Raw genomic sequence first — 25,999 nt, 5'->3', positions numbered from 1 at the left:
ATGGGTCATGGACGGTGATGTTTCCCCCTGTTACCGGTGCGGTAACGGCAGGTGACGGGGGAACTTGAGCGCCGGCCGGGGCTTATACCGGCACGGCCCCCGGTCGGCCGTGGATGACCTGGAAGCGCGCTGCGGCCCGCACCTCGGCATCGGCACGCAGCACGCTGTCGGCAAAGCGCAGTTCGGCATCCACGGTCTGCCGGTTCAGCTGCAGCTTCCACCAGCCGCGACGGTCGCCGTCGAAATAGCGGATATGCGGGTTCTGCGGAATCGAAGGTCCGTAGTACGGTCCATACGGCGTATCGTCGCCGCCACTGCTGATCGCCGGCGCGATGAATTCAGTGGCCACCACCGGCGAGCTGGCCGCGTCGAAATCCAGCTTCAGGTCGTTGACGAAGGTGGAATGCCAGTCGCCGCCGAGCACGATCGCGTTGCCCTGCCCGCCTGTCTGCAGCGCCTGCAGCAGACGGTTGCGCGCAAGCGGATAGCCGTCCCAGGCGTCGTTCCAGAAGCGCTCGCGTGGGGTGCCTGCATCCAGCCGCAGCTGGGCCATCAGCAACTGCTGCACCACCACGTTCCAGCGCAGGCCCTGTGCGGCCACCATCGACTGGGCGAACCAGGCTTCCTGGCCGACACCGAGCATGCTCATGCGCGGGTCCAGTGCCGCTTCGCAGCGCGCCGATTCGCCCACCCCGCAGGGATTGGCGGGACGGAACTGGCGGCAATCGAGCAGGCTGAGCTGTGCAAGATCACCGTAACGCAGCCGCCGGTGCACGCGCAGGCCACCATTGCCTGCCGGCGTGCTGCGCATGGGCAGGTGTTCGTAGAACGCGCGGTAGGCCGCCGCCCGACGCACGATGAAATCTTCCGTCGATACGCCGGGCTTCTCCGGGTGGATGCCGGAGTAGTCGTTCTGCACCTCGTGGTCATCCCAGATCACCGCGAAGGCATGCGCGGCATGCGCTGCCTGCAGGTCCGGATCGAGCTTGTACAGCGCGTACTGGTCACGGTAGCGCTCCAGGCTGACGGTCTCGCCACTGAAGCGCGCTGCATCCAGCGTGCTGCCGCGTGCATTCTGCAGCGGGCTGTATTCGTACAGGTAGTCGCCGGCGTGCAGCACCAGGTCGACATCGCTGCGCGCGATATCGCGCAGTACCGGATAGTAGCCGCTGTTCCAGGCCTGGCAGGTGCACAGGGCCAACCGCAGCTGCTGCAGCTGCGTATCAGGCAATGGCGCGGTGCGGAAATGGCCGACCGCGCTTTCTTCGTCCCCGTCGCAGGCGAAACGGTAGTAGTAGTCACGGCCCGGGCGCAGGCCATTGACCTCCACGTGCACCGAATGCGCCAGTTCCGGTACGGCAGCAGCAACACCCCGCTGCACCGGCCGGCGCATGCCAGGGTCTTCAGCCACGTACCAGCGCACCGGCACCGCCCGCGCGGGCATGCCGCCGCCATTGAGCGGGTCCGGTGCCAGCCGCGTCCACAGCACCGCGCCCTGCGGATCCGGGTCGCCAGCAGCGACGCCCAGCGTGAACGGATCGCGCCCGAGCCGCGGCCGCGGGCCGGCCGTGGCCAGCCCCGGCATCGCCGCCAGTGCGATCGCCGCCCCCGTGCCCTGCCACGCCATGCGCAGCAGGCGGCGACGGGTTTCCGGATCGGCAGGCGCGCGCATCAGAAGCGGACGGTGGCGGTGGCCATCACCTGCCGCGGCGCGCCGACCTGCATGGTCGCCAGGCTGCGGGTCGGGTCAGTGGCGTAGGTGCCATTGGTGTTGATGGAGGACAGGTAGCGCTTGTCGGTCAGGTTGGTCAGGTTCAGTGCAACCGTCAGGTTCTGCGCCGGGCCCATCGCACCGAAGTCGTAGGCCACCGACGCGTTGACCAGCCAGTAGCTGGGCACCGAAAGATCATTGGTGTAGGTCACGTAACGCTTGCCGACATGGTTGGCCGACAGGCGCATGTCCCACGGACCCGGGGTCCAGGCGAGCGTGCTGGCGAACATCCATTCGGGCGTGTCCACGGTCTTGCGGCCGCGGGTCGGCACCACTTCGTTGTTCACGTAATCGTTGTCGTAAGTGCTGTCATTCCAGGACAGCGCATTGGACCAGGCCAGGTCCTGCATCGGCTTCAACTGCAGGGTGGCCTCGGCGCCGCGGCTGGTGACCGAGCCGACGTTGGAGAACAGTGCCGGGCAGCCAAGGATACCCACGCACTGGGCGATCGCCAGCAGGCGGTTGTCGAACTTCACGTCATATACCGCGACCGACGCTTCATAGCCGCGGCCGTAGCCACGCCAGCCCAGCTCGATCGTGCGCGACTGTTCCGGCTTCAGGTTGCCTGCGCTGGCATCGAAGTCGGCCTGCGGCACGTTGAACGGGCTGCCCACGCCCAGTGCATAGGCAGCGACATTCTTTGCGAACGAGCCGAAGACCTCGTTGCCTTCGTTGAGCTTGAAGTTGAAGCCGGCCTGCGGCAGCAGGCCTTTCTTCGCGGTCAGGCTGCTGTTGTTCGCGTAGTTGCCCAGCGGCGTACGCACGCTGGTGCGGGTGTGAGGCGACTTGGCTCCGATGTCGATGGTCAGGCGATCATCGAACAGGCGGAAGCGGTCCTGCACGTAGAACTGGCGGGTGATGGTGGTGTACTGCTGGTTCCACACGCGCTGGTCGGGATTGCGCAGGAAGAAATCGTCGGTGATGGGACCGTCGATGTAGTAGAAATTGCGCTGCACGCTGTGGCCGTTGTCCTCGTACCAGAGGCCGGCTTCCAGTTCGTGGCCGCCGACGTTCCAGGTGAACGCAGAGGTCACGCCGGTACGGTCGATCGCGTACTCAGTGGTGCGGATCGAAATCGGAATTTCCCGGCTGGTACCCGGGTTGGACGGATTGGAGGGGCTGAACCAATGGCCCTGGCCGCGATTGCTGTGGTTGTAGACGTTGACCTTCAGCCGCATCGACTCGTTCAGGCCGAAATCGCCAGCGATGCTGGACAGGTCGTCATTGCGCAGGCCATGGCCGGAGTAATACGCGTCCCATGGGCTGTTGACGCCACCACTGTACTGGCCGTTCGCAGCAGCAACCGCGCGATCCCAGTCCGGCGCATAGTTGTCCCAGTTCCAGCCGAGGCGATCGATCATTTCCAGCGACAGATCCTGGTAGTCGGCCTCGACCCGGCGCGATCCGTTGAACAGCGCGGTGATCCTGCTGTCCTCGCCGAAGTGGTAGGTGGCCTTGCCGTTGAACTGCTTCGACTCCTGCGATCCCTTGCCCTTCCACTTGTCGCCCTCGGAATACGCGCCGGACAGATAGGCGGCAAAGCCCTGGTGCTCGCCCGTCTCCAGCCGTGCATAGCTGCGGCGCGCATTGTCACTGCCGAAGCCCTGCGCCAGCACCACGCCGTACTCGGTGGACGGATCGATCGAATAGAACTGGAAAACGCCCCCCAGGTTGCTGGTGGACGGCGTGCCGAGCGCGCCGATGCCGGTGGACACTTCCGCACCGCCCAGGTTCTCGCTGATCACGGCACGGCTGATGTGCAGGCCATTGCTGTTGCCGTAGGACATGTTGCCCAGCGGGATGCCATCAAGCGTATAGCCGAGGCGGTTCTGGTTGAAACCGCGCAGGCTGATGCTGGTGGACCACTCATAGGCACCGGTGGCGTCGGCCGACTCGAAATGCACGCCCGGCTTGCTGGCCAGCAGCTTCAGCGGGTTGGCGCCCGGCGGCAGCACCTTCATGTCTTCCGCGGTGACACGCTGCACCTGGCGGGCCTCGCCGCGGCCGATCACCGAGATCGAATCGAGGGTCGTCGCCGACGGTGCTTCAGTGGCAGGAGCGGTTTCAGCCAGAGCAAGCGACGGCAGCGATGCACAGACCAGCAGGGCAAGCAGGTTGCGGCGAAGCGGAGCATGGGGCGACATGAAGGCGGATTCCTTGGGCACGCTGGACGCCGAAAGGCGGCGTCGAAGAGCAGCAGCGGCGGAATCGTAAAAGCAGCGCGTTACATGTCATTTACACGCTGCATACACAGGAAGAACCCGTTACTCGAACGAACCGACCGAATCGTGGGACAGGTTGTCGAAGCGGGTGTATTCGCCGAAGAACTTCAGCTTGCACGAACCGGTGGGGCCACCACGGTGCTTGCCGATGATGATCTCGGCCAAGCCCTTGTCCGGCGAATTTTCCTTGTTGTAGTAATCGTCTCGGTAGATGAAGACGATCATGTCCGCGTCCTGCTCGATTGCGCCCGATTCGCGAAGGTCGGCCATCACCGGGCGCTTGTCGGTTCGCGTTTCCAGCGATCGATTGAGCTGCGAAAGCGCGATCACCGGTACGTTCAGTTCCTTGGCCAGGCCCTTCAGCGAGCGCGAGATTTCCGAGATTTCGGTCGCGCGGTTTTCGCTGTTGCCCGGCACGCTCATCAGCTGCAGGTAGTCGATCACGATCAGGCCCAGGTCGTGTTCGCGCTTCAGGCGGCGGCACTTGGAACGCAGGATCTCCGGCGACACGCCCGGCGTATCGTCGATGAAGATCTTGGTTTCCTTCAGCATCTTGATCGCGCTGGTGACCCGGCTCCAGTCCTCGTCTTCCAGCTGGCCGGTACGCAGGCGCGAGGCATTGATGCGGCCGTTGGAGGAAATCAGGCGCATCGCCAGCTGCGATGCGGACATTTCCATCGAGAACACCGCCACGCCCTTCTTCGACTTGATCGCCGCGTACTCGGCGATGTTCAGCGCGAAGGTGGTCTTGCCCATCGCCGGGCGCGCGGCCAGGATGATCAGGTCGGTCGGCTGCAGGCCGGCGGTCATCGCATCGAAATCGGTGTAACCGGTCGGCAGGCCGGTGATGTTGCCGCCGTTCTCGAAGCGGTTGCGCAGTTCTTCGAAGGCGTCCTTCAGCGCGCCGGGCATGGCCACGAAGTCGGTACGCCCGCGTGCGCCCTGTTCGGCAATGGCGAACACGCTCTTCTCGGCCGAGGCCAGCAGTTCGCTGCTGTCGCGGCCTTCCGGCTGGAAGCCGTCGTTGACGATGTCGGTGCCGACCTGGATCAGCTGCCGCAGCACCGCCTTGTCACGCACGATCTCGGCGTAGGCGACGATGTTGGCCGCCGATGGCGTGGTGCTGGCCAGCTCGATCAGGTAGGCGCCGTCGCCCACCAGTTCCATCTTGCCCTGCGATTCGAACCACTCGCCCAGGGTCACCGCATCGAACGGGCGCTCGCGCTCGGACAGCTCGCGGATCGCCCGGTAGATCATCTGGTGGTCGCGGCGGTAGAAGTCGGTCTCGGTCAGCTGGTCGTTGACCCGGTCGTAGGCTTCCGGCGCCAGCATCAGGCCGCCCAGCACCGCTTGTTCGGCTTCCACCGAGTGCGGCGGCACGCGCAGCTGGTCGATGCGCGATTCGTCGCGATCGCGGTCGAAGCCATCGCCGCGCTCTTTGCGGTTGGAACGGAAGCCGGAACGGGCGGACATGCTGCGGTGTTTCCTGCGAAAGTGGGCCAGACGAGTGTAGGCATGCGCCGACCCCGGCGGCCATGGACAAGCCTGTGGATAAGCCGTGGACGAACAGGGGATATCCGCCGCTGTGCGACGTGCCTGTCCGGCCTATGGAGACCCATTATCGCATGGGGTCAGAGCCCGCCGCTGTATCGCATGGGGTCAGATCCCTCTGCGCAGCAGAGGGCTCTGACCCCGAAAGGAGCGTCAATCGCCCTTGGCATGCACCGCGATCAGCTGCAGGAAGCGGTCTACATAGCCCTGCAGGAACTTCTGCGTGCCTTCATTGTGGATCGTGCCATCCGCCCCGATCAGCTCGTCCTTGAAATGGAGGAACGCCTCCGGCTGGCCGAGCACGTGCATGTCCAGGAAAGCCAGGCTGTTGCGCAGGTGCTGCTGGGCCACGGCCGTGCCGATCTGGCCGATGGAGGCGCCGATCACCGCCGCCGGCTTGCCGCCAAAGGCGCTGTCACCATAGGGCCGCGAGCCGATGTCGATGGCGTTCTTCAGTACGCCCGGCACCGAGCGGTTGTATTCGGGGGTGACGAACAGCACCGCATCAGCACCGCGCACCTCGTCCTTCAGGCGGGTGCCCTGCGCCGGGTAGCTGCCGTCGAAATCCTGGTTGTACAGCGGCAGATCATCGATGCGCACGTACTGGAAACGCGCGCGATCACCGGCCAGCTTTTCCAGTGCCAGGGCCAGCCTGCGGTTGCAGGACTCCCTGCGCAGGCTGCCAACGAACACGGCGATGGTGGGAACAGGCATGGCGACACACTCCTGGCGGGGGAAAGGGCCAGCCTAGCGGCCGGCCCGGTGTGCCCCGGTGAAGATCAGCCGCGTGCCACGCCCGCCCGCACCTGCCGCCAATGGTCCTGCCAGGCCTGGAACATCAGCACGTTCCACAGGTGGGTGTGCCACTTGCGCTGGCCACCCAGGAACTGCTGCCACAGCGGCTGCACGGCGGCGGCCGACAGCACGCCTTCGCGTTCCAGCCGGGCCGGCTGCAACAGGTCATCGGCCCACGGCCGCAGGTCGCCCTTCAGCCATTCACTCACCGGCGCGCCGAAACCGCGCTTGGGACGGTGCACCATCGACTGCGGCACGTAGCGGCCCAGCACGCGCTTGAGCAGCACCTTGCTGGTGTCCTCGCTGCGCTTGAACGCCAGCGGCAGCGACCAGGCGAATTCAGCCACGCGCCAGTCCAGCAGCGGTGCCCGCGCCTCCAGGCTGACCGCCATCGAGGTGCGGTCGACCTTGCACAGCAGGTCGTCGGGCAGGTAGCTGACAAAATCGGCCAGCATCATCGCGTCGGCCGGGGTGCCGGCGCCGTGCAGCGGGTCGGCCAGGTCGTAGAAGCTGCCGGCCTCGCGTGCGCCGATCACCGCCGCCGCCGGGTCGCGCCAGCGCGAGATGCGGTTGCGGTAGACATCGCCGATACCGCGCGCGCCGGTCTCGGCCAGCAGCGCAGCCAAGCCGCCGGTGCGCGAGGCCTCGCCCTGCTGGTGCGCACGCGCGCCCATCCAGCGCCGTAGCGGCGCCGGTACGCGGCCCAGCATCTGCCAGTTGCGCAGCGCGCGCACGTAGCGGGTATAGCCGAAGAACAGTTCGTCGCCGCCGTCCCCGGACAGGGCCACGGTCACGCCCTGCCTCGCCAGGCGCGCAACCAGCGCGGTCGGCACCTGCGAGGCGTCGGCAAAGGGTTCGTCGAACATCGCCGGCAGCTGCGGCACCACCGCCAGCGCGTCGGCGCCGCTCACATAGAGCTCGGTGTGGTCGCAGCCCAGGTGCCCGGCCAGTTCCTTGGCCAGCGGCGCCTCGTCATGGTGCGAGCCGCTGAAGCCGATGCTGAAACTGTGCACCGGCTGCGTGCTCTGTGCCTGCATCAGCGCGGCCACCAGCGATGAATCGGTGCCACCGGAGAGGAACACGCCCACGGGCACGTCGGCCACCATGCGCAGCGCCACGGCATCGCGCAGCAGGCCGTCCAGCTGTTCCTCGGCGTCCTCGATGCGGCCCTGGAACGGCGCGGCCAGTGCCGCCTGCATGCGCGCGCGGGCATCCCAGTACGGGCGCTGCGCCTGCTCGGGGCGATGCGCGGACGCACCGGCGGCCACCATCGCCGCATCCAGCCGCAGCACGCGGCCCGGCATCAGCTTGTAGCAGCGCTGGTGGATGCTGTGCGGGGCCGGGATGTAGTCCAGCCGCAGCAGCAGGGTCAGTGCATCGCGGTCGATGTCGTTGTCGAAATCCGGGTGCTGCCACAGCGCCTTCAGTTCCGAGCCGAACACCAGGGTGTCGCCGGCCCAGCCGTAGTACAGCGGCTTCTTGCCCACCCGGTCGCGGGCCAGCCACAGGCACTGCTCGTGGCGGTCCCAGAGCGAGATGGCGAACATGCCGTTGGCGCGCTGCAGGGTCTCCTCGACGCCCCACTGCAGGATCGCGGCCAGCAGCACTTCGGTATCGGAATGGCCGCGGAAGGCATGGCCCAGTGGTTCCAGCTCGGCACGCAGCGCAGCGAAGTTGTAGACCTCGCCGTTGTAGGCCATCACGTAACGGCCGTCGGCCGAGGCCATCGGCTGGTGGCCCAGCGGTGACAGGTCGAGGATGCTCAGGCGGCGGTGCGCCAGGGCGATGCCTGCGCTGGCGTCGACCCAGGTGCCGCCGTCATCCGGCCCGCGGTGGTGCAGCGCCTGCCCCATGGCCAGCGCCTGCGCCTGCAGCACCTCGGCCGGCGACTGCGCCGCCGGCAACAACATTCCCGCCAATCCACACATGCATCAGGGTTCCTGCGCCAGGTCGAGGGCGGCGCCAATCACCGCATTGTCGCTTGGAAGGCCGAACATTGCTGCCCCCGCCAGCGGCGTGTAGGTATCAGCGCCGCAGACCCGCCGCAGCGGCAGGTGGCCATGCCCGGCCTCGACCAGGGCGGTGACCACCCCCTCGCCCACCCCGCCGCTGTGGCGGCCCTCGTCCAGCACCAGCACCCGCCGCGCGCTGGCGGCCTGGGCGGCGATGAAACCAGCATCCAGCGGCACCAGCCAGCGCAGGTCCACCACCCGTACCTGCCAACCGGTCTGCGCCTGGATGGCCGGCACCGCGCGCAGCGCCATCGGCACGCCGTTGCCGTAGGTGAAGACCACCAGATCGTCCGCATCAGGCGCGTAGACCCGGCCCTCGCCCAGCACCAGCGCCTGCCCCGGCGCCGGGTAGTCGAACAGCCACTGGCCATCACCGGGCGCGTGCAGGTCCTTGCTCATGTACAGCGCGATCGGCTCGAGGAACACCGCCACCCGGCCGTCCACCCGGGCCAGCGCCGCCAGCGTGCGCAGCATCATCACCGCATCGTCGCCGCGCGACGGGCAACCCACCACCAGGCCGGGGATGTCGCGCAGCGCGGTGATCGAGTTGTCGTTGTGGAAATGGCCACCGAAGCCCTTCTGGTAGCCCAGCCCGGCCACCCGCACCAGCATCGGGTTGCGGAACTGGTCGTTGGAGAAGAACTGCAGCGAACAGGCCTCGCCACGCAGCTGGTCGATGGCATTGTGCAGGTAGGCCAGGTACTGGATTTCCGGTATCGGCAGCAGGCCCATGTTGGCCAGGCCCTGGGCCATGCCCAGGATCATCGTCTCGTCCAGCAGGGTGTTGAACACCCGGCGCGGCCCGAAGCGGCGCAGCAGGTCCTTGGTGACCGTGTAGACGCCGCCCTTCTGCGCCACGTCCTCGCCAAACAGCAACGCCTGCGGGTACTTGCACAGCAGTTCCTGCAGGCCGTGGTTGATCTGCACGGCCAGGTGGCGCGGCGGCTGCCGCTCCGGCAACGCGTCAGCCCCTCCGTACAGCGCCTCGCGTGCTTCGGCCGGCACCGCGCGCCCGGCTTCGGCCATCACTGCCGCCGGCGTGTAGGGCGCCAGTGGCGCAACCACTTCATCCAGCGACTGCAGCTTGGGCCGACCTTCGGCATCGGAGGCAGCCGACAGGCAGCGCGCACGCAGCGTCTCGTAGGCGGCCTCGATGCCGGCGGCATCCATCCAGCCTGATTCCAGCGCGATCTGTGCCGACCGCAGCAGCGGGTCCTGTGCCTCGGCCGCGCAGAGGTCAGCCAGCGCGCGCCATTCCACTTCGAAATCGGTGCCGGCATGGCCCATCAGCCGCGTGGTGCGCAGGTGCAGGAAGGTCGGCCGGCGGGTACGCCGGCAATGCTCGACCGCCGCCTGTACCTGGGCATGTCCCGCCGCCAGGTCCAGGCCATCGGCGTAGTAGTAGTCCAGCCCCGGCTGGCGGCTGAAGCGTTCGGCGATCCAGCCTTCCGGGGTCTTCACCGAAATGCCCAGGCCGTTGTCCTCGCAGACGAACAGGATCGGTGCGGGCAGCTTCTGGTAGGCCGACCACATCGCGGTGTTGAAGGCGGTCTGCGCGGTGGCATGGTTGGCCGAGGCATCACCGAAGGAACACAGCACGATGCTGTCGGCGGGGATCGGCAGCGGCTGGCCCAGGCGCTTGCCGCTCTCGATGGCCAGGGCAGTGCCCAGCGCCTTGGGCAGGTGCGAGGCGATGGTGGAGGTCTGCGGCAGCACCCACAGCGGGCGACTGCCCCACACCTTGTGGCGGCCACCACTGGCCGGGTCGTCGGCACTGGCGGCAAAGGACAGTGCGGCATCGCGCAGCGGGTCCAGGCCCGGCACCTGGCGCGCGCGCTCGGCCATGAACGCACCGGAACGATAGTGCAGGAAGGCCGGATCGGTATGCCGGCAGGCCCGCGCCTGCAGCGCGTTGCCTTCGTGGCCGGACGAACCGATGGTGTAGAAGACCTTGTTCTGCAACCGCAGCACGCGCGCCATCAGGTCCAGCTGGCGGCTGGCCATCTGCGAATCGAACAGCTCGGCGAACGCCGCTGCGGTGAGCGTGCTGCCCGGCAGGATCGGCGCATCCGGGGCCGGCTTCGGCCGTGGCAACCCGCGCCAACCACGCAGCGCCTCGAGGAAATTGACATCGCACACTTCGGCGCGGTTGAGCGCGCGCATGCGTGCGGGAATCGGATCGGGAACCACAGCGAACATCGAACACCCTCCGTGTCGTTGTTGCGTTTCGCCGGGCGCGGCCCGGCGCTACCATGCCGGGCTTCACGGCCCTGCTTTCGTAGAGTCGAGCTTGCTCGACTGCCCTGGAAGTCAGTCGAGCAAGCTCGACTCTACCCGCGGCCGTCCAGGCGTGCGCGAACCTCGGCGGTCACCGCCGGCATCGCCACGAAACGTGGCTGCTCGCGTACCCGCTGCAGCCAGGCGCGCACTTCCGCGAACGGCTGCAGGTCGATGCCACCGTCGGCGGCAACATCGGTGTAGGCGAACAGCGCGATGTCGGCGATGCCGTACTCGTTGCCGGTGAACCACTGCGCCTGCCGCAGGTGCTGCTCCATCACCGCCAGCGCAGTGGCGGCACGCTCGTGCAGGCGCGGCAGTTCAGCCCGGCGCGGGGAGTCCAGTGCGGTCCAGCCACGGATGAAGCGCGCCACGGCCACGCAGGGCTCGTGGCTGTACTGCTCGAAGAACATCCAGCTCAGCGCCTGCGCCCGTTCCCAGCCATCGGTGGGCAGGTAGGGCGTGCCTTCGGCCAGCCAGAACAGGATCGCGTTGGATTCGGTCAGCACGCGGCCATCGTCGCGCACGATCAGCGGCACTTTCGCATTCGGGTTGAGCGCGAGGAATTCGGGCGAGTGGGTCTGCCCATGCGCGCTGTCCACTTCCACCCAGCGGTAGCGGCTGCCGAGCTGCTCCAGCAGCATCCGCACCTTGTGGCAGTTGCCCGACACCGACATGCCGTGCACCGTCAACGGAACGCGCTCTTCCACCATTGCCTGCTCCAGGACATCCCGGCCGACGGCCGGCTGCCCGCAGTCTGGCAAGCACGCCGGCCGATGCCAAGCGCGGGTGCAGCATCAACGCGTGCGTTGCCGCCACTGCGCGCGCGACTGCCCCCAGATCTCCAGCGGCCCGCCTTCGTAGGGTGGCGGCAACCGGCCCATGCGCAGCAGGCCGCTGCCCAGCTTGCGCGCCACCGCCTTGGACTTCTCGTTGTCCTCGGCGATGGTGTGGATCACCTCGTCCCAGCCCTGCGTGTCGAACGCCCAGTCAATGGCGGCGGCGGCGGCCTCGGGGGCATAGCCGCGCCCCCAGCTGGCGCGGCGGATGCTCCAGCCGACCTCGGGACCGGGCCAGCCCAGGGGTTGCCACGGGCCCATGCGGCCGACCCACTCGCCGCTGGCCTTCTCGATGACGCTGAACATGGAGAAGCCGAACAGCTGCCAGGCGCCGGCCAGGCTGCAGAAGCTGCGCCAGGCCACCGAAGGCAGCTGCACGCCGCCCAGGCTGCGCATCACCTCTTCATCGGCACAGAAGGCCAGGTAGGGTTCCAGGTCCTGGGCCTGCGGCGGGCGCAGGATCAGCCGCTCGGTTTCGATGCGCAGGTCGAAGATGCTCATGCAGGCTCCGTCATATGCCGTGGCCGGCCATCATCGCCGATCCGGGCGCGGTGACGATGCCCGCAAACGGAACAGGCCGGCAAAAGCCGGCCTGTCCGATGGACGCTGCAGCAGAAACGTTACTGGCGGTTGGCCGCCGCTTCGCCGGCCGCTGCGGTCTGGGTGACGAGCTGGCCATCCACCACCGGCAGGCGGTCGCTGGCCGGCTTGTTGTCCATGCGCACGGTCTTCTCGGCGCCATCGTAGCGGTAGGTCACGTTGTAGCCCTTGACCACATCGTTGGTGCCCATGGCGATGCGCGTGCCCGGCTTGCTGGCCATGCGCATGGTGCCGGTGGTGCCGTCTTCGTTGCGGTAGGTCACGTTGTAACCGGTGACACGGCTCGACTCGGAGGTCGCCGTTTCAGTGTGGCACTGGCGTTCGGTGCGGTTGACCACGCGGCCACCGACGTGGCGCTTGTCCACCTGGTTGCCGATGAAGCCACCGGCCACGGCGCCCGCTGCAGTGGCCGCCTTCTTGCCGTTGCCGCCACCCACCTGGTTGCCGAGCAGGCCGCCGACCACGGCGCCCACCACGGTGCCGCCCACGTTGCCATCGCGCTCGGGCAGGCGCTCCTGCACCACCACGTCCTGGCACACCTCATGCGGGGTCTGGGTGGTGGACGTCTCGCGCACCGGCTCGGTGCCGATGACCGTCGCATACGCCTTCTGCTTTTCGGTGAGCGGGTCGACCTTCAGCACATCGGCGTATTCCAGGCCGCGCGGTGCAGTGGCATCGACCGCGTCGCCGCGCGCGCCATCATCGGCAGCGCTGCCATCGACCAGGCGCGACTCGGAAGGATTGGCGGCGCCCAGCGAATCCGGGGCCTTGTCACCACTCTTCATGAAGGCGGCGGTTGCGATGCCACCCACCAGCAGCGCGCCCGCTGCGACCAGGACAGTTGTAGTTGTGCTTTTCATGACCTGCTCCTTGCGGACCGTCCGCAACGTTCTCGATGCAGATTGCAGCATGGCCTGCCTGAACGGAATCTCCACAATTCCTGCTCATGGCCGTAACCCATTCAGCATCGGGAAATGCAGGGCCCGTGGTAGCGTTTGCACCTCGCCCACGTGGAGCCCCGCCATGGCCAACCCGATGCTGCTGCCGGTCCTGCAATGGGCACGCCGGCTGCGCTACCCCACCCTGTTCAAGCTGACCGCCGGCCTGTTCGCGCTGACGCTGTTCATCCCCGACCCCATCCCGTTCGTGGACGAACTGGTGCTGGGCCTGGGCACCCTGCTGCTGGCCAACTGGAAGAACCGCAGCGCGGCGACGCCACCGCCGCTGGAACAGCGTTGAACATGCTGGTCGACAGCCATTGCCACCTGGATGCCAGCGAGTTCGACCCTGACCGCACGGCCGTGATCGAACGCGCCCGCGCGGCCGGCGTGCAGGCCCAGGTGGTGCCGGCGGTGACCGCCGCCAGCTGGCCGAAGCTGCGCGAGGTCTGCCAGCAGGCGCCGGGGCTGTACCCGGCGTACGGCCTGCACCCGATGTTCCTGGCCGAGCACCGCCCCGGGCACTTGGACCAGCTGCGCGACTGGATCGAGCGCGAGCGTCCGTGCGCGATCGGCGAGTGCGGCCTGGATTTCTTCGTCGACGGGCTGGACGCGCAGGCGCAGCAGGACTATTTCATCGGCCAGTTGAAGCTGGCCCGCGACTTCGACCTGCCGGTGATCGTGCACGCGCGCCGCGCGGTGGATGCGGTGATCGCCGCGATCCGTCGCATCGGCGGCCTGCGTGGCGTCGTGCACAGCTTCCCCGGCAGCCCGGAGCAGGCCGCACAGCTGGACAAATTGGGCTTCCTGCTCGGTCTGGGCGGGCCGCTGACCTACGAACGCGCGCAGCGCCTGCAGCGGCTCGTGCGGGAGATGCCGCTGCAGCAGCTGCTGCTGGAAACCGACGCACCGGACCAGCCCGACGCCGGCATCCGTGGCGAGCGCAATGAACCGGCGCGGCTGTCGGTGATCGCCCGCCACGTGGCCGCACTGCGCGGCACGGATGTGGAAACCGTGGCACAGGCCACCAGCGAGAACGCCCGGCGGCTGTTCGCGCTGCCTGCCACACAAGGGTAGTGCCGGCCAGCCCCACGCCGGTAGTGCCGGCCGCTGGCCGGCAACCCAGGAATGATTGAATCAGCGCGGAAGCCGGCCAGCGGCCGGCACTACCGTCAAGCCTTGAGCTTCTTCGGCTCCAGCAGCATTTCCAGCGCCTTGCCGGCTGCAGCGAAGGCGAACGCGCCGGTGATATGCGTGGCCGCACCCAGCCCGGCACCGCAATCCAGCTTCAGCGCGGCATCGGCGCCCAGGTTCGGCCGCAGGCCGCAGACGCTGCCATCGGCCTGCGGGTACTTCACGTTTTCCAGCGAGTACACCGCCGGCACGCCGAAGTAGCGCTTGGCGTTCTTCGGGAAGTTGAACTCGCTGCGCAGCTTCTTGCGGATCAACGCCAGCATTGCGTCGTGCTCGGTACGCGAGACATCGCGGATGCGCACCAGGGTCGGGTCGGTACGCCCGCCGGCGGCGCCCACCGTCAGCAGCGGCAGCTTGCGGCGGCGGCACCAGGCGATGGTTTCCACCTTCACCCGGAAGCTGTCGCAGGCGTCGATGACCAGGTCGAAACCACGGTCCAGCAGTTCGGCCATGTTGCCGGTGGTGAGGAACGCCTGCACCGCATCGACATCGATCTGCGGATTGATCGCGCGGCAGCGCTCGGCCATCGCCTCGGATTTGTTGCGGCCGTAGTTGCCTTCCATCGCCGGCAGCTGCCGGTTGGTGTTGGACACGCAGATGTCATCGGCGTCGATGAGGGTCAGGTGGCCGACCGCCGAACGGGCCAGCGCTTCCACGACCCACGAGCCGACGCCGCCCATGCCCACCACCGCCACGCGGCTGCCCTGCAGGCGCTCGAGCGCGCCTACGCCATACAGCCGTTCGATGCCGGCGAAGCGTTGTTTGACCTGTTCGTTCATGGGGCTATTTTAACGTGCAGGCAGCGGCGGCCATAGCGGGCCGCCATCGAACCCACCGTTGCACGCCCGCGCATCACCCATTCGCGCATCACCCACGGAGGAGCAAGCATGAACGCCAGCCCGCCCCGTCGTCCCTCCAGCGCCCAGCGCTACCTGTTCGTGCTCGGCCTGGGCCTGCTGATCGGCCTGGTCGCTACGGTGATGGTGGGCCGCGCCCTGCAGGCGGGCCGCGATCCCTTCCCGCACAGCCTGATGCACGTGATGCAGCGGCAGGCCGAACTGCTGCAGCAGGCCCAGCAGCAGAACCGCTGCAGCCTGGCTGACAGCGTGCCGCGCCTGCAGTCGCTGCGCCTGCTGTCCAACGACCTGGACCTGGCGTTTCCCGGGTTGAAGGAGGATGCGCGCTTCCAGCAGCATGCCAGCCAGTACCGGGCCAGCCTCAATGCCGCGCTGGCCGCCCCGCCCGCCGACTGCGCCGCGCTGGGCAAGGTCGTGCAGACCGTGCAGGACGACTGCCGGGCCTGCCACCAGGACTTCCGCTGATTCATCTTCCAGCCGGGGAAGGCCGGCGTGATTGGCACCTTGTTCACGTTGAAAAGTGGACGATTCGATCACCCTGCTGCATGACGCAGTACCACCCTTCCATCCGCCTTCACGGCCAGGAGACGCCCCATGAAGATCCAGCTCATCGCTGCCAGTGCCATCGCTACGCTCGCCCTGGCTGGCTGCGCCACCTCGCCCGGTTACGGCGGCGGTGGTTACAACAACGGTGGCTACAACAATGGCGGCTATGGCAACAACGGCGGCTACAACCAGAACCGTTGCGCCGACTGCGGCATCGTCACCCGCATCAATACCGTGGCCTCGGGCCGTACCGCGCCCAGCGCGACCGGCGCCATCCTCGGTGGCATCGTCGGCGCCGTGGCCGGCCATGAGATCTCCGACCACACCGGCGGCAGCCGGGGCAACAAGAACGTCGCCGCCGCCGCAGGCGCGGTGGGTGGTGCCCTGGCGGGCAACCAGATCCAGAAGAACGTGACCAGCGATACCTACGACATCACCGTGCGCATGGATGATGGCCGTACCGTCGTGGTCAACCAGCGCGACCTGGCCGGCATCCGTGAGAACACCTACGTGCGCGTGGTCAACGGCCGCGTCGTCCTGCGCTGATCCGGCAGGCGCCGGTGGCAATGAAAAAGGCCCGCTTGCGCGGGCCTTTTTCGTGCAGCACGCTGCAGGCCGTTCAGACCGGCTCTACGGCATCTGCCTGCAGGCCCTTCTGGCCCTGCACGACGGTGAAGGTGACCTTCTGGCCTTCCTTCAGGCTCTTGAAGCCCTGGGTCTGGATGGCACGGAAATGCACGAACACGTCTTCGCCGTTTTCACGGCTGATGAAGCCGAAGCCCTTTGCATCGTTGAACCACTTGACGGTACCGGTCTCGCGATCAGACATCTCACTCACTCCCTGGTGACTCTCTTGTTGTTGGAAACGCCTGTTGGGCGGCTGACAAGCAAGGGGGAAGCGAGGTGCAACGATGCAGCGGATCGAAGAGATCTTGCTTCATCAGGCCACGATCCACGGTGACCTTGCCAAGCTCAGCGACTGCAACTTAACCCGACCAAAACGAAAAAGCAACTGCCAAAATTCTTCACTGTCAACCCCAAAAAGACCACCATACTGGACAGCATGGACCTCTCATTCATCTTGTATCTGCTAGCGGTCATTTTTGTCCTTGTGGGCATCGCGGGCATCATCCTGCCGGCGCTTCCGGGCGTGCCGCTGGTCTTCGTCGGACTGCTGCTGGCGGCATGGGCCGACGGCTTCGCACACGTCGGCTGGCCCACCCTGGTCATCCTCGGCGTGCTGACCGCGCTGTCCCTGCTGGTCGATGTCCTGTCCACGGTGGTCGGAGCGCAACGGGTGGGCGCCAGCCGCAAGGCACTGTGGGGCACCTTCATCGGCAGCATCGTGGGCCTGTTCTTCATGCCGGTCGGCCTGTTTGCCGGCCCCCTGCTGGGCGCCCTGCTCGGCGAGTACTGGCACACCCGCGAGCTTGGGCGCTCGACCAAGGTCGGCCTGGCCACCTGGCTGGGCATCCTGCTGGGCCTGGCGCTGAAGCTGGCCGTGGTGATCGCCATGCTGGGCCTGTTCGCGTTTGCCTGGTTCCTGTAACCGCGCCGCCTTCACGCCACGCGCACGCCCGCGCCGGGCATAAACCAAGGGGCTGGCCGTTGCCACGGGCAGCCGCCACACTGTGCGTCTTCCCGTATTCATCCCTGAAGGGCCTGCTGCAATGACCCTCCCCACGCTGCTCCCCCGCTTCGCGCCGCTGGCGCTGGCCCTGGCCAGTGCGCCGCTTGCCGCGCAGGAAATCGCGCCCACTTCAACCGCTACGCCGGCCGGCTGCGCCGCCGTCGACAGTGACGCCGCGCGCCTGGCCTGCTACGACCGGCTGTTCGGCCGCAACGTCCAGGCCACGGCCGAGGCTGACGCCGCCGCCCAGCAGGCCGCACAGGCCCTGCGCGAACAACGCCAGGCGTCACGCCTCAGCCAGGGCGAAGAAAAGCTGCGCACCCGCGTGGGCGACCTCTTCCGCCCGGCGCCGGACGACAGCGCCCTGGCCAACGCCGGCCGCGGCTCGCTGCTGGACAGCCGCTGGGAACTGGCCGAGGACTCCAAGCTGGGCCCGTTCCAGCTGCGCGCCTACAAGCCGGTCTACCTGTTGCCCGCCTTCTGGACCAGCGACAAGAACCAGATGCCGCAGTCGCCGAACCCGGCCAACAGCGTAACCACGCCGCAGGTGCTGGACAGCACCGAGCTGAAGTTCCAGATCAGCTTCAAGACCAAGATCGCCGAGAACCTGTTCGGCGACAACGGCGATATCTGGGCCGGCTATACCCAGAGTTCGCGCTGGCAGGCCTACAACGCCGAGAATTCGCGCCCGTTCCGCGAAACCAACTACGAGCCGGAAGTGATGATGGTGTTCCGCAACGGCTACTCCATCGGAGGCTGGCGTGGGCGGATGACCGGCATCGGCCTCAACCACCAGTCCAACGGCCGGCCCGACCCGCTGTCGCGCAGCTGGAACCGGGTGATGCTCAACATCGGCCTGGACCGTGAGAACTGGGCGCTGGTGCTGCGCCCGTGGTACCGCATTCCCGAGTCGCGCAGCGAAGACAACAATCCGGATATCGAAGACTACATGGGCCGCGGCGACGCGACCCTGATCTGGAACCGCAACGGCCATGAAGTCGCGCTGATGGCGCGCCATTCGCTGCGCACCGGCGACCGTTCGCACGGCGCGCTGCAGCTCGACTACGGCTTCCCGATCAGCAACCTGCTGCGCGGCCATATCCAGGTGTTCGATGGCTACGGCGAGAGCATGATCGACTACAACCACAAGGCCACCTACGTGGGCGTGGGCGTATCGCTGCTGGAGTGGTTCTGATGACCGTGACGATCTGGCACAACCCGGCGTGCAGCAATTCGCGCGGCGCGCTGGCGCTGATCCGCGAGGCCGGCATCGAACCGGTGGTGGTCGACTACCTGGGCGCCCCGCCCGACGTGGCCACCCTGCGCCAGGTGCTGGCCGAATCCGGCCTGGCCGCCACCGAGCTGGTGCGCAGCAAGGAAGCGCAGTTCGCCGAACTGGGCCTGGCTGGCGCCGATGAAGCCACCCTGCTGGCCGCCATGGCCAAGCACCCGCGGCTGATCAACCGCCCCATCGTGCGCACCCCGAAGGGCACGCGCCTGTGCCGCCCGCCGGAGCGCGTCCTCGACCTGCTGTAGGTAGAGTCGACCGTTGGTCGGCTATCGCAAGCACGGCGGAGTCGACCAACGGTCGACTCTACCCCCAAGACGCTGGCGATCACATCCAATCAGTGATGCCTTCGCGGCGGTAGGTCTCGATGAATGACGGTCGCGCCTTCAGGCGCTGCGCGTAGACCTTCAGCACCGGCAGGCTGTCTGCCGGGGTAGGCATGTTGCGCGACCAGCGCATCAGCATCACCAGCATGAAATCGACCACGCTCGGCGCTTCGCCCAGCACGTACGGCCCCTGCGTCTGCAGGTGCGCGGCCATCCGCTGCCACGCAGCTTCCAGGCGCTGGCGCGCCATCACCTGGGTGGCGGCGACGTTGGCTTCGCCGGCGGCTTCATGCGGGTAGAACCACGCGCGGTAGGCGGGCTGCAGGGTGTTGGCGCACCAGAACATCCAGCGATATGCCTGGCCGCGCGCGGGCGTACCCGGTGCCGGCAGCAGGCCCGCTTCGGGATAGCGGTCAGCCAGGTACAGGGCAATGGCGGCCGCTTCGGTCAGCACCTGGCCATCGATCATCAGCGTCGGCACCACGCCAGCCGGGTTCAGGGCCAGGTACGGCGCGGCCTTGTGCTCGCGCTTGTCGAAATCCAGCAGCACCAGCTCATGCTCGATGCCCAGTTCGATCAGCAGCCAGTGCACCACCAGCGAGGCGGTGCTGACAGACCCATACAGCGTAGTGCGCATGCGACGACTCCGGTTGCGGGAAGCGCCGATTATGCGCCCAATGGCTCAGCCACCGCCGCAGGAGGCCATGCAGCTGTCGGCGTTCTGGCTGCAGCTGATCAGCGGCGACTGGTCCATGCAGGCCTGCGCCTGTGACATGCAGGAACGCCGCATCTCGTCATCCTTGATCCGGTCGCACTTGCTCGCCGCCTGCGCATCGCAGGTCGAGCGGCGGTCCGAATCGGAGCGGGCCAGGCAGGCGTTGCGGTACTGCTGGCACGCCATCACGCATTGCGCGCTGGCGTTGTTGCCGGGTGCGCCGTCGTACAGATCTCCGCCACTGCTGCAGGCGGCGAGGGAAACAAGACACAGCACGACAAAGCCACGGAACAATGACATTGGACACTCCCTGTTCAATACACCGGAAAAACGCCAGCCGAGCCTAGCAATGCAGACCTTCGTGCGGCGTTAAACAAAAAACGGCGCCCTGCGGCGCCGTTCTTCTGCTCCCGGTGGAATTACTCCACCACCACCGGAATCTTGCCGATGCGGGCCTGCCATTCGCGCGGGCCGGTCTTGTGCACCGATTCGCCGGTGGAATCGACCGCCACGGTCACCGGCATGTCCTGCACGGTGAATTCGTAGATCGCTTCCATGCCAAGGTCAGCGAAGCCGACGACCTTGGCCGCCTTGATCGCCTTGGACACCAGGTAGGCCGAACCACCGACGGCCATCAGGTAGGCCGACTTGTGCTTCTTGATCGCCTCGATGGCGGCCGGGCCCCGCTCGGCCTTGCCGACCATGCCCAGCAGGCCGGTCTGTGCCAGCACCTGCTCGGTGAACTTGTCCATGCGGGTGGCCGTGGTCGGGCCGGCAGGGCCCACCACTTCGTCGCGCACCGGATCGACCGGGCCGACGTAGTAGATGAAGCGACCCTTCAGATCGACCGGCAGTTCCTCGCCCTTGTTGAGCATGTCGACCATGCGCTTGTGCGCGGCGTCGCGGCCGGTCAGCAGCTTGCCGTTGAGCAGCAGGGTCTGGCCCGGCTTCCAGTTGGCCACGTCTTCCGGGGTGATCGTATCCAGGTCCACGCGGGTGCCCTTGGACGCGTCGTAGGTCAGCTTCGGCCAGTCTTCCAGCGACGGCGGGTCCAGCATCACCGGGCCGCTGCCATCCAGGGTGAAGTGCGCATGGCGGGTGGCCGCGCAGTTCGGGATCATCGCCACCGGCAGGTTGGCCGCGTGGGTCGGGTAATCGTTGATCTTGATGTCCAGGACGGTGGTCAGGCCACCCAGGCCCTGTGCGCCGATGCCCAGCGCGTTGACCTTCTCGTACAGCTCCAGGCGCAGTTCTTCGATGCGGTTGGACGCACCACGGGCCTGCAGCTCAGTGATGTCGATCGGCTCCATCAGCGCTTCCTTGGCCAGCAGCATCGCCTTTTCAGCGGTGCCGCCGATGCCGATGCCCAGCATGCCCGGCGGGCACCAGCCAGCGCCCATGGTCGGCACGGTCTTCAGCACCCAGTCGACGATGGAATCAGACGGGTTGAGCATGGCGAACTTGGTCTTGGCTTCCGAACCACCGCCCTTGGCGGCGACGATGACGTCGACGGTGTTGCCCGGCACCACCTTGACGTTGACCACGCCCGGGGTGTTGTCCTTGGTGTTGACGCGCTTGCCGGCCGGATCGGCCAGCACCGAGGCGCGCAGCTTGTTCTCCGGGTGCAGGTAGGCACGGCGCACGCCCTCGTTGGCCATGTCTTCCACGCCCATGGTCGCGTCATCCCAGCGCACGTCCATGCCGATTTCCAGGAACACGGTGACGATGCCGGTGTCCTGGCAGATCGGACGGTGGCCTTCGGCGCACATCCGTGAGTTGATCAGGATCTGGGCCATCGCTTCCTTCGCGGCCGGCGACTCCTCGCGCTCATAGGCGGCGGCGAGGTTCTTGATGTAGTCGACCGGGTGATAGTACGAGATGTACTGCAGCGCGTCGGCGATGGACTGGATGAGGTCTTCCTGCTTGATCGATGTCACGGCTTGCTCGCTTGCTCGAGGCTGGCGGGGGGTAATCCGCCCATTTTACCCCCTCCCCCGGCCGCAGGATCACAATCGCGGGGTCGGATCCCTTGCAGAGGGCTCCGACCCCACACTCTCTGTCACGCTTGCCACCTCCCCGGCGTCCTGGTCGCATGAACACTGAAGCCACCTTCCAGACCCATCGCCCGCGCCTGATGGCACTGGCCTACCGCCTGCTCGGCAGCCGCAGCGATGCCGAGGACGTGGTCCAGGATGCCTGGCTGCGCTGGTCCGGCGCCGATGCGTCCGCCGTCCGCGACCCCGAGGCCTGGCTGGTCACCACCACCACCCGGCTGGGCCTGGACCGGCTGCGCGCGGCCCGGCGCGAGCGGGTCCACTACGTTGGCCCGTGGCTGGCCGAGCCGCTGGAGATCAGCCTGGAACCTGAACCGTCCAGCGACCCGGCCCTGGCCCATGCCCGCGCCGATGAGGTGTCGGTGGCCTTCCTCACCCTGCTGGAGCAGCTCGGCCCGGAGGAACGGGCCGCCTTCCTGCTGAAGGAGGCCTTCGACCACGACTACCGGCAGATCGCCGCCCTGCTCGGCCTCAGCGAACCGAACTGCCGCCAGCTGGTACACCGGGCAAAACAGCGCCTGCAGGCCGGGCGGCCGCGCTTCAACGCCGACGCCGGCCAGCACCGGCAGTTGCTGGCGCGCTTCATGGATGCCACCCAGCAAGGCGACAGCGAGGCCATCCAGGCGCTGCTGCATGCCAACGCGCGGCTGGTGTCCGATGGCGGCGGCGTGGTCACCGCGGCGGTGCGCCCGCTGCTGGGCGCCGAGCGCATCGGCCGCCTGTTCTGGGCCATCGCGCGCCGCGGCCTGGGCCATACCGCGCAGCTGGGCTGGGTCAATGGCGAGCCGGCGATCCTGCGCTTCCAGGGCGATCGCCTGCACTCGGTCACCACCATCGAAGTGGCCGATGGCCGCATCGCCAACGTGTACAGCGTGCTGAATCCGGAAAAGCTGCACGGGACTGTCACGAACGCGGACGGTGCGGCGTCCTTGTAATGAAAGACGGCCACCGTGGCCGTCGTGGAGCTGAAAATGTCCGACCACGCCTCTCCCCGCGTCCCCTACACCCGCCTGGCCGCCGAGGCCTTCAAGGGCCTGCTGGCCACCAGCAAGGCGGTGCATGACAGTTCGATCGACCCGACGCTGATGGAACTGCTGTTCCTGCGCGTGTCCCAGCTCAATGGCTGCGGCTACTGCATGGACATGCACGGCACCGCGCTGCGCAAGGGCGGCATCGAGCCGCGCAAGCTGGACACCCTGCCGGCCTGGCATGAAAGCCGTTTCTTCGATGCGCGCGAACGTGCCGCGCTGGGTTGGGCCGAGGCCCTGACCCGGCTGACCGAAGGCGCACCTTCGCAGGCCGCATTCGATGCGCTGGCACCGCACTTCGATGAGAAGGGCATCAGCGACCTGAGCATGGGCATTGCGGTGATCAATGCCTGGAACCGGCTGGGTGCAGGGCTGCTGCCGCCGCTGCCGTAAGAGGCGAACGGGGTCAGAGCCCTTTGCGTCGCAAAGGGATCTGACCCCATCTGCACCGGTGGGGTCGGATCCCTTCGCATGGCGAAGGGCTCTGACCCCGAAGCGCGGTAGTGGGGTCAGAGCCCTTTGCGATGCAAAGGGATCTGACCCCATCTCCACGACCCCATCTGCACGCCGCACGCGCGCACAATGGCGGCATGCCTGCTGCCCCCGAGAAGAAACCGAGCCTGCGCCAGCGCTTCAAGGCGATGCGCAACCTGCCGCCCTTCCTGCGCCAGGTGTGGCAGACCAGCCCCGCGTTGACCCTGACCAGCCTCGGCCTGCGCCTGATCCGCGCGTTGCTGCCGGTGGCGATGCTGTACGTGGGCAAGCTCATCATCGATACCGCGCTGCACCTGAGCCAGCACGAGGCCGGCTTCCCGCCGCTGGGCGAGGCGCTGTCCAGCGGCTTACTCAATCCGCTGCTGGGCCTGCTGGCGCTGGAATTCGGCCTGGCCATCGCCTCGGACCTGCTCGGCCGGCTGGTCAGCTATGCCGATGCCCTGCTGTCGGAACTGTTCGCCAACGCCACCAGCGTGCGCCTGATGGAACACGCCGCCACCCTGGACCTGGAGGACTTCGAAGACCCCGACCTGCAGGACAAGCTGGACCGCGCGCGGCGGCAGACCATGGGCCGGATGAACCTGATGAGCCAGTTGTTCGGCCAGGTGCAGGATGCGATCACCGTGGCCAGCCTGGCGGTGGGCCTGCTGGTCTACGCACCCTGGCTGATCCTGCTGCTGGCCCTGGCGCTGGTGCCTGCCTTCATCGGCGAATCGCATTTCAACGCAGCCGGCTACAGCCTCAACTTCCTGTGGACGCCCGAACGGCGCCAGCTGGACTACCTGCGCCAGCTTGGCGCGAGCGTGGAAACGGCCAAGGAAGTGAAGATCTTCAACCTGCACCGCTTCCTGGTGGATCGCTACCGGCGGCTGTCGGCGGCGCTGTTCCTGGCCAACCGGGCACTGGCGCGGCGGCGCGCGTTCTGGGGCACGGTGCTGGCCGCACTGGGCACGCTGGGTTACTACACCGCCTATGCCTACATCGCCTGGCGCACGGTGCGCGGTGATTTCTCCATCGGCGACCTGACCTTCCTCGCCGGCAGCTTCCTGCGCCTGCGCCAGTTGCTGGAAGGCCTGCTGATCGGCTTCTCGCAGGTGGCCAGCCAGGCGCTGTACCTGGACGACCTGTATTCGTTCTTCCAGATCGAACCGGAAATCCATTCGCGCGAGAGCGCGGTGGCCGTGCCGCGGCCGATCCGCGAGGGCTTCGTGTTCGAGAACGTGGGCTTCCGCTACCCGGATGCCGAGCAATGGGCGGTGCGCCACCTCGATTTCCAGCTGCACGCCGGTGAAGTGCTGGCCCTGGTGGGCGAGAACGGCGCGGGCAAGACCACCCTGGTCAAGCTGCTGGCGCGCCTGTACGAACCGGACGAAGGCCGCATCCTGCTCGATGGCCGCGACCTGCGCGACTACGACCTGGACGACCTGCGCGCCAACCTGGGCGTGATCTTCCAGGACTTCGTCCGCTACAACCTGACCGCTGGCGAGAACATCGGCGTCGGCCAGGTGGAGGCGATGGCCGACCAGGCGCGCATCGCCGATGCCGCACGCCGGGGCATGGCCGAAGAAGTGATCGATGCCCTGCCCGGTGGCTACGGGCAGCTGATCGGCCGCCGCTTCAAGCAGGGCGTGGACCTGTCCGGCGGGCAGTGGCAGAAGATCGCCATCGCCCGTGCCTGGATGCGCGACGCGCAGGTGATGATCCTCGACGAACCGACTGCCGCACTCGATGCACGCGCCGAATTCGAGGTGTTCCAGCGCTTCCGCGAACTGGCCGACAAGCGCACCGCGGTGCTGATCTCACACCGTTTTTCCTCGGTACGCATGGCCGACCGCATCCTGGTGCTGGCCGAGGGCCGGCTGGAAGCCAGCGGTACCCACGACGAACTGATGGCCCAGGGCGGGCGTTACGCCGAGCTGTTCGAACTGCAGGCCGCCGGCTACCGCTGAACGGCCCTGAGAACGCCTCTCGTTCCGGATAATGAGAACCCCTCTCATTTGAGGTAGAATGGCGGGGACGAATCCATTGCCTGAATGTGCCCCCATGTCTTCCGCTTTCGGCGCCGAAACGGTGCTTGAGGTCCGCCACTGGACCGATGCCTACTTCAGCTTCACCCTCACCCGCGACAGCGGTTTCCGTTTCGAGAACGGCCAGTTCGTGATGATCGGCCTGGAAACCGAGGCCCGGCCGCTGCTGCGCGCGTATTCCATCGCCAGCGCCAACTGGGAAGAGCACCTGGAGTTCTTCAGCATCAAGGTGCAGGACGGCCCGCTGACCTCGCGCCTGCAGCACATCAAGCCGGGTGACAAGGTGCTGGTCGGCAAGAAGCCCACCGGCACCCTGCTGATCAGCGACCTGCACCCGGGCAAGAACCTGTACCTGCTGGGTACCGGCACCGGCATGGCACCGTGGCTGTCGGTCATCAAGGACCCGGAAACCTACGAGCGCTTCGAGAAGGTGATCCTCTGCCACGGCGTGCGCTACGAAAAGGACCTGGCCTACCGCGATTACTTCGAGAAGGAACTGCGCGAGCATGAGTTCCTCGGCGAGATGATCGGCGACAAGCTGCTGTACTACCCGGCCGTCACCCGCGAGCCGTTCGCCAACCAGGGCCGCCTTACCCAGCTGATGGAAAGCGGCGAGATGCAGCGCACCCTCGGCCTGCCCGAACTGAGCCCGGAAAACGACCGCGCGATGATCTGCGGCAGCCCGCAGATGCTGGCCGACCTGCGCACCGTGCTGGATGCGCGTGGCTTCCAGGTGTCGCCGCGTATCGGCCAGCCGGGCCACTACGTGTTCGAACGCGCCTTCGTCGAAAAGTAAGCCGCCGCGGTAGCGCCGGGCCATGCCCGGCGGATGAG

25 protein-coding genes are annotated in these 25,999 nt (G+C 67.2%); 11 read left to right on the top strand and 14 right to left on the bottom strand.

Features of this window, described 5'->3' with window-relative positions; genetic code table 11:
• Positions 1-82: 82 nt before the first annotated feature.
• From C1926_RS03400 to C1926_RS03360, 9 genes are all read right to left on the bottom strand, one after another.
• Positions 83-1,672: an alkaline phosphatase D family protein gene (locus tag C1926_RS03400; RefSeq protein WP_108758254.1), complete on the bottom strand. Its 1,590-nt coding sequence runs from the start codon at positions 1,670-1,672 to the stop codon at positions 83-85.
• Complete coding sequence (locus C1926_RS03395) at positions 1,672-3,915, bottom strand: TonB-dependent receptor (protein WP_108758253.1); 2,244 nt, start codon at positions 3,913-3,915, stop codon at positions 1,672-1,674. The genes C1926_RS03400 and C1926_RS03395 overlap by 1 nt, the downstream gene beginning before the upstream one ends.
• 120 nt (positions 3,916-4,035) lie before the next feature.
• Complete coding sequence (locus C1926_RS03390) at positions 4,036-5,466, bottom strand: replicative DNA helicase (protein WP_108758252.1); 1,431 nt, start codon at positions 5,464-5,466, stop codon at positions 4,036-4,038.
• A 231-nt stretch (positions 5,467-5,697) separates the two neighbouring features.
• The gene (locus tag C1926_RS03385; RefSeq protein ID WP_079222438.1) at positions 5,698-6,258 is read right to left on the bottom strand and encodes an NADPH-dependent FMN reductase; all 561 of its coding nucleotides are present in this window, start codon (positions 6,256-6,258) and stop codon (positions 5,698-5,700) included.
• 65 nt (positions 6,259-6,323) lie between these two features.
• Complete coding sequence (asnB, locus tag C1926_RS03380; RefSeq protein ID WP_108758251.1) at positions 6,324-8,267, bottom strand: asparagine synthase (glutamine-hydrolyzing); 1,944 nt, start codon at positions 8,265-8,267, stop codon at positions 6,324-6,326.
• A 3-nt stretch (positions 8,268-8,270) separates the two neighbouring features.
• Complete coding sequence (locus C1926_RS03375; protein ID WP_108758250.1) at positions 8,271-10,550, bottom strand: transketolase C-terminal domain-containing protein; 2,280 nt, start codon at positions 10,548-10,550, stop codon at positions 8,271-8,273.
• A gap of 131 nt (positions 10,551-10,681) precedes the next feature.
• On the bottom strand, positions 10,682-11,341 hold the full coding sequence (locus C1926_RS03370; protein ID WP_108758249.1) for a glutathione S-transferase family protein: 660 nt from the start codon (positions 11,339-11,341) through the stop codon (positions 10,682-10,684).
• 84 nt (positions 11,342-11,425) lie between these two features.
• Positions 11,426-11,968: a GNAT family N-acetyltransferase gene (locus tag C1926_RS03365; RefSeq protein ID WP_108758248.1), complete on the bottom strand. Its 543-nt coding sequence runs from the start codon at positions 11,966-11,968 to the stop codon at positions 11,426-11,428.
• A gap of 119 nt (positions 11,969-12,087) precedes the next feature.
• Positions 12,088-12,927 (bottom strand): glycine zipper 2TM domain-containing protein, encoded by an 840-nt coding sequence (locus C1926_RS03360; protein ID WP_108758247.1) that lies wholly within the window; start codon positions 12,925-12,927, stop codon positions 12,088-12,090.
• 163 nt (positions 12,928-13,090) lie between these two features.
• Here C1926_RS03360 and C1926_RS03355 point away from each other — a divergent pair, with 163 nt between their 5' ends.
• Entirely contained in the window at positions 13,091-13,306 is a 216-nt protein-coding gene (locus C1926_RS03355; protein WP_079222444.1) for a DUF6116 family protein, read from the top strand.
• Positions 13,303-14,082, top strand: a complete 780-nt coding sequence (locus tag C1926_RS03350; RefSeq protein WP_108758246.1) for a TatD family hydrolase — start codon at positions 13,303-13,305, stop codon at positions 14,080-14,082. Before C1926_RS03355 ends, C1926_RS03350 begins: the two co-directional genes overlap by 4 nt.
• A 95-nt stretch (positions 14,083-14,177) precedes the next feature.
• Here the strand turns inward: C1926_RS03350 and C1926_RS03345 are convergent, their stop codons facing one another.
• Positions 14,178-14,978, bottom strand: coding sequence for a tRNA threonylcarbamoyladenosine dehydratase (locus C1926_RS03345; RefSeq protein WP_108758245.1), 801 nt, complete (start codon positions 14,976-14,978; stop codon positions 14,178-14,180).
• A 108-nt stretch (positions 14,979-15,086) separates the two neighbouring features.
• Here C1926_RS03345 and C1926_RS03340 point away from each other — a divergent pair, with 108 nt between their 5' ends.
• Together C1926_RS03340 and C1926_RS03335 are read left to right on the top strand one after the other, a co-directional pair.
• A complete protein-coding gene (locus C1926_RS03340; protein ID WP_108758244.1) occupies positions 15,087-15,521 on the top strand; it encodes a cytochrome c in 435 nt (144 codons plus the stop codon).
• Between the two features lie 129 nt (positions 15,522-15,650).
• On the top strand, positions 15,651-16,148 hold the full coding sequence (locus tag C1926_RS03335) for a glycine zipper 2TM domain-containing protein (protein ID WP_079222448.1): 498 nt from the start codon (positions 15,651-15,653) through the stop codon (positions 16,146-16,148).
• A gap of 73 nt (positions 16,149-16,221) precedes the next feature.
• On the opposite strand, the gene C1926_RS03330 is transcribed toward C1926_RS03335, so the two are convergent.
• Positions 16,222-16,431, bottom strand: a complete 210-nt coding sequence (locus tag C1926_RS03330; RefSeq protein ID WP_079222449.1) for a cold-shock protein — start codon at positions 16,429-16,431, stop codon at positions 16,222-16,224.
• A 234-nt stretch (positions 16,432-16,665) separates the two neighbouring features.
• On the opposite strand from C1926_RS03330, the gene C1926_RS03325 reads away from it, so the two are divergent.
• The 3 genes from C1926_RS03325 to arsC all read left to right on the top strand — a co-directional run bounded on the left by C1926_RS03325 (position 16,666) and on the right by arsC (position 18,768).
• The gene (locus C1926_RS03325; protein WP_108747010.1) at positions 16,666-17,151 is read left to right on the top strand and encodes a DUF456 domain-containing protein; all 486 of its coding nucleotides are present in this window, start codon (positions 16,666-16,668) and stop codon (positions 17,149-17,151) included.
• A gap of 121 nt (positions 17,152-17,272) precedes the next feature.
• Positions 17,273-18,427 (top strand): phospholipase A, encoded by a 1,155-nt coding sequence (locus C1926_RS03320; protein ID WP_079222451.1) that lies wholly within the window; start codon positions 17,273-17,275, stop codon positions 18,425-18,427.
• Positions 18,427-18,768, top strand: a complete 342-nt coding sequence (gene arsC / locus C1926_RS03315) for an arsenate reductase (glutaredoxin) (RefSeq protein ID WP_108758243.1) — start codon at positions 18,427-18,429, stop codon at positions 18,766-18,768. Before C1926_RS03320 ends, arsC begins: the two co-directional genes overlap by 1 nt.
• Before the next feature lie 79 nt (positions 18,769-18,847).
• Here the strand turns inward: arsC and C1926_RS03310 are convergent, their stop codons facing one another.
• The 3 genes from C1926_RS03310 to C1926_RS03300 form a co-directional block, all read right to left on the bottom strand.
• Positions 18,848-19,483, bottom strand: a complete 636-nt coding sequence (locus tag C1926_RS03310; RefSeq protein ID WP_108758242.1) for a glutathione S-transferase family protein — start codon at positions 19,481-19,483, stop codon at positions 18,848-18,850.
• A 45-nt stretch (positions 19,484-19,528) separates the two neighbouring features.
• The gene (locus C1926_RS03305; RefSeq protein WP_159095026.1) at positions 19,529-19,861 is read right to left on the bottom strand and encodes a hypothetical protein; all 333 of its coding nucleotides are present in this window, start codon (positions 19,859-19,861) and stop codon (positions 19,529-19,531) included.
• 119 nt (positions 19,862-19,980) lie between these two features.
• A complete protein-coding gene (locus tag C1926_RS03300; protein ID WP_108758240.1) occupies positions 19,981-21,498 on the bottom strand; it encodes a fumarate hydratase in 1,518 nt (505 codons plus the stop codon).
• Positions 21,499-21,653: 155 nt separating this feature from the next.
• Between C1926_RS03300 and C1926_RS03295 the strand changes: the two genes are divergently transcribed.
• From C1926_RS03295 to C1926_RS03280, 4 genes are all read left to right on the top strand, one after another.
• Entirely contained in the window at positions 21,654-22,550 is an 897-nt protein-coding gene (locus C1926_RS03295; protein ID WP_079222456.1) for an RNA polymerase sigma-70 factor, read from the top strand.
• 36 nt (positions 22,551-22,586) lie between these two features.
• Positions 22,587-23,036, top strand: coding sequence for a carboxymuconolactone decarboxylase family protein (locus tag C1926_RS03290; protein WP_079225289.1), 450 nt, complete (start codon positions 22,587-22,589; stop codon positions 23,034-23,036).
• Between the two features lie 197 nt (positions 23,037-23,233).
• Positions 23,234-25,087, top strand: a complete 1,854-nt coding sequence (locus tag C1926_RS03285; protein WP_108758239.1) for an ABC transporter ATP-binding protein — start codon at positions 23,234-23,236, stop codon at positions 25,085-25,087.
• 94 nt (positions 25,088-25,181) lie between these two features.
• Positions 25,182-25,961: a ferredoxin--NADP reductase gene (locus C1926_RS03280; protein ID WP_049434844.1), complete on the top strand. Its 780-nt coding sequence runs from the start codon at positions 25,182-25,184 to the stop codon at positions 25,959-25,961.
• The last annotated feature ends 38 nt before the right edge of the window (positions 25,962-25,999 follow it).

The organism is Stenotrophomonas sp. ZAC14A_NAIMI4_1 (assembly GCF_003086915.1).
Lineage (GTDB): Bacteria > Pseudomonadota > Gammaproteobacteria > Xanthomonadales > Xanthomonadaceae > Stenotrophomonas.
The sequence above is the reverse complement of the archived record's forward strand: the minus strand, read 5'-3'. Positions and strand labels throughout refer to the sequence as shown.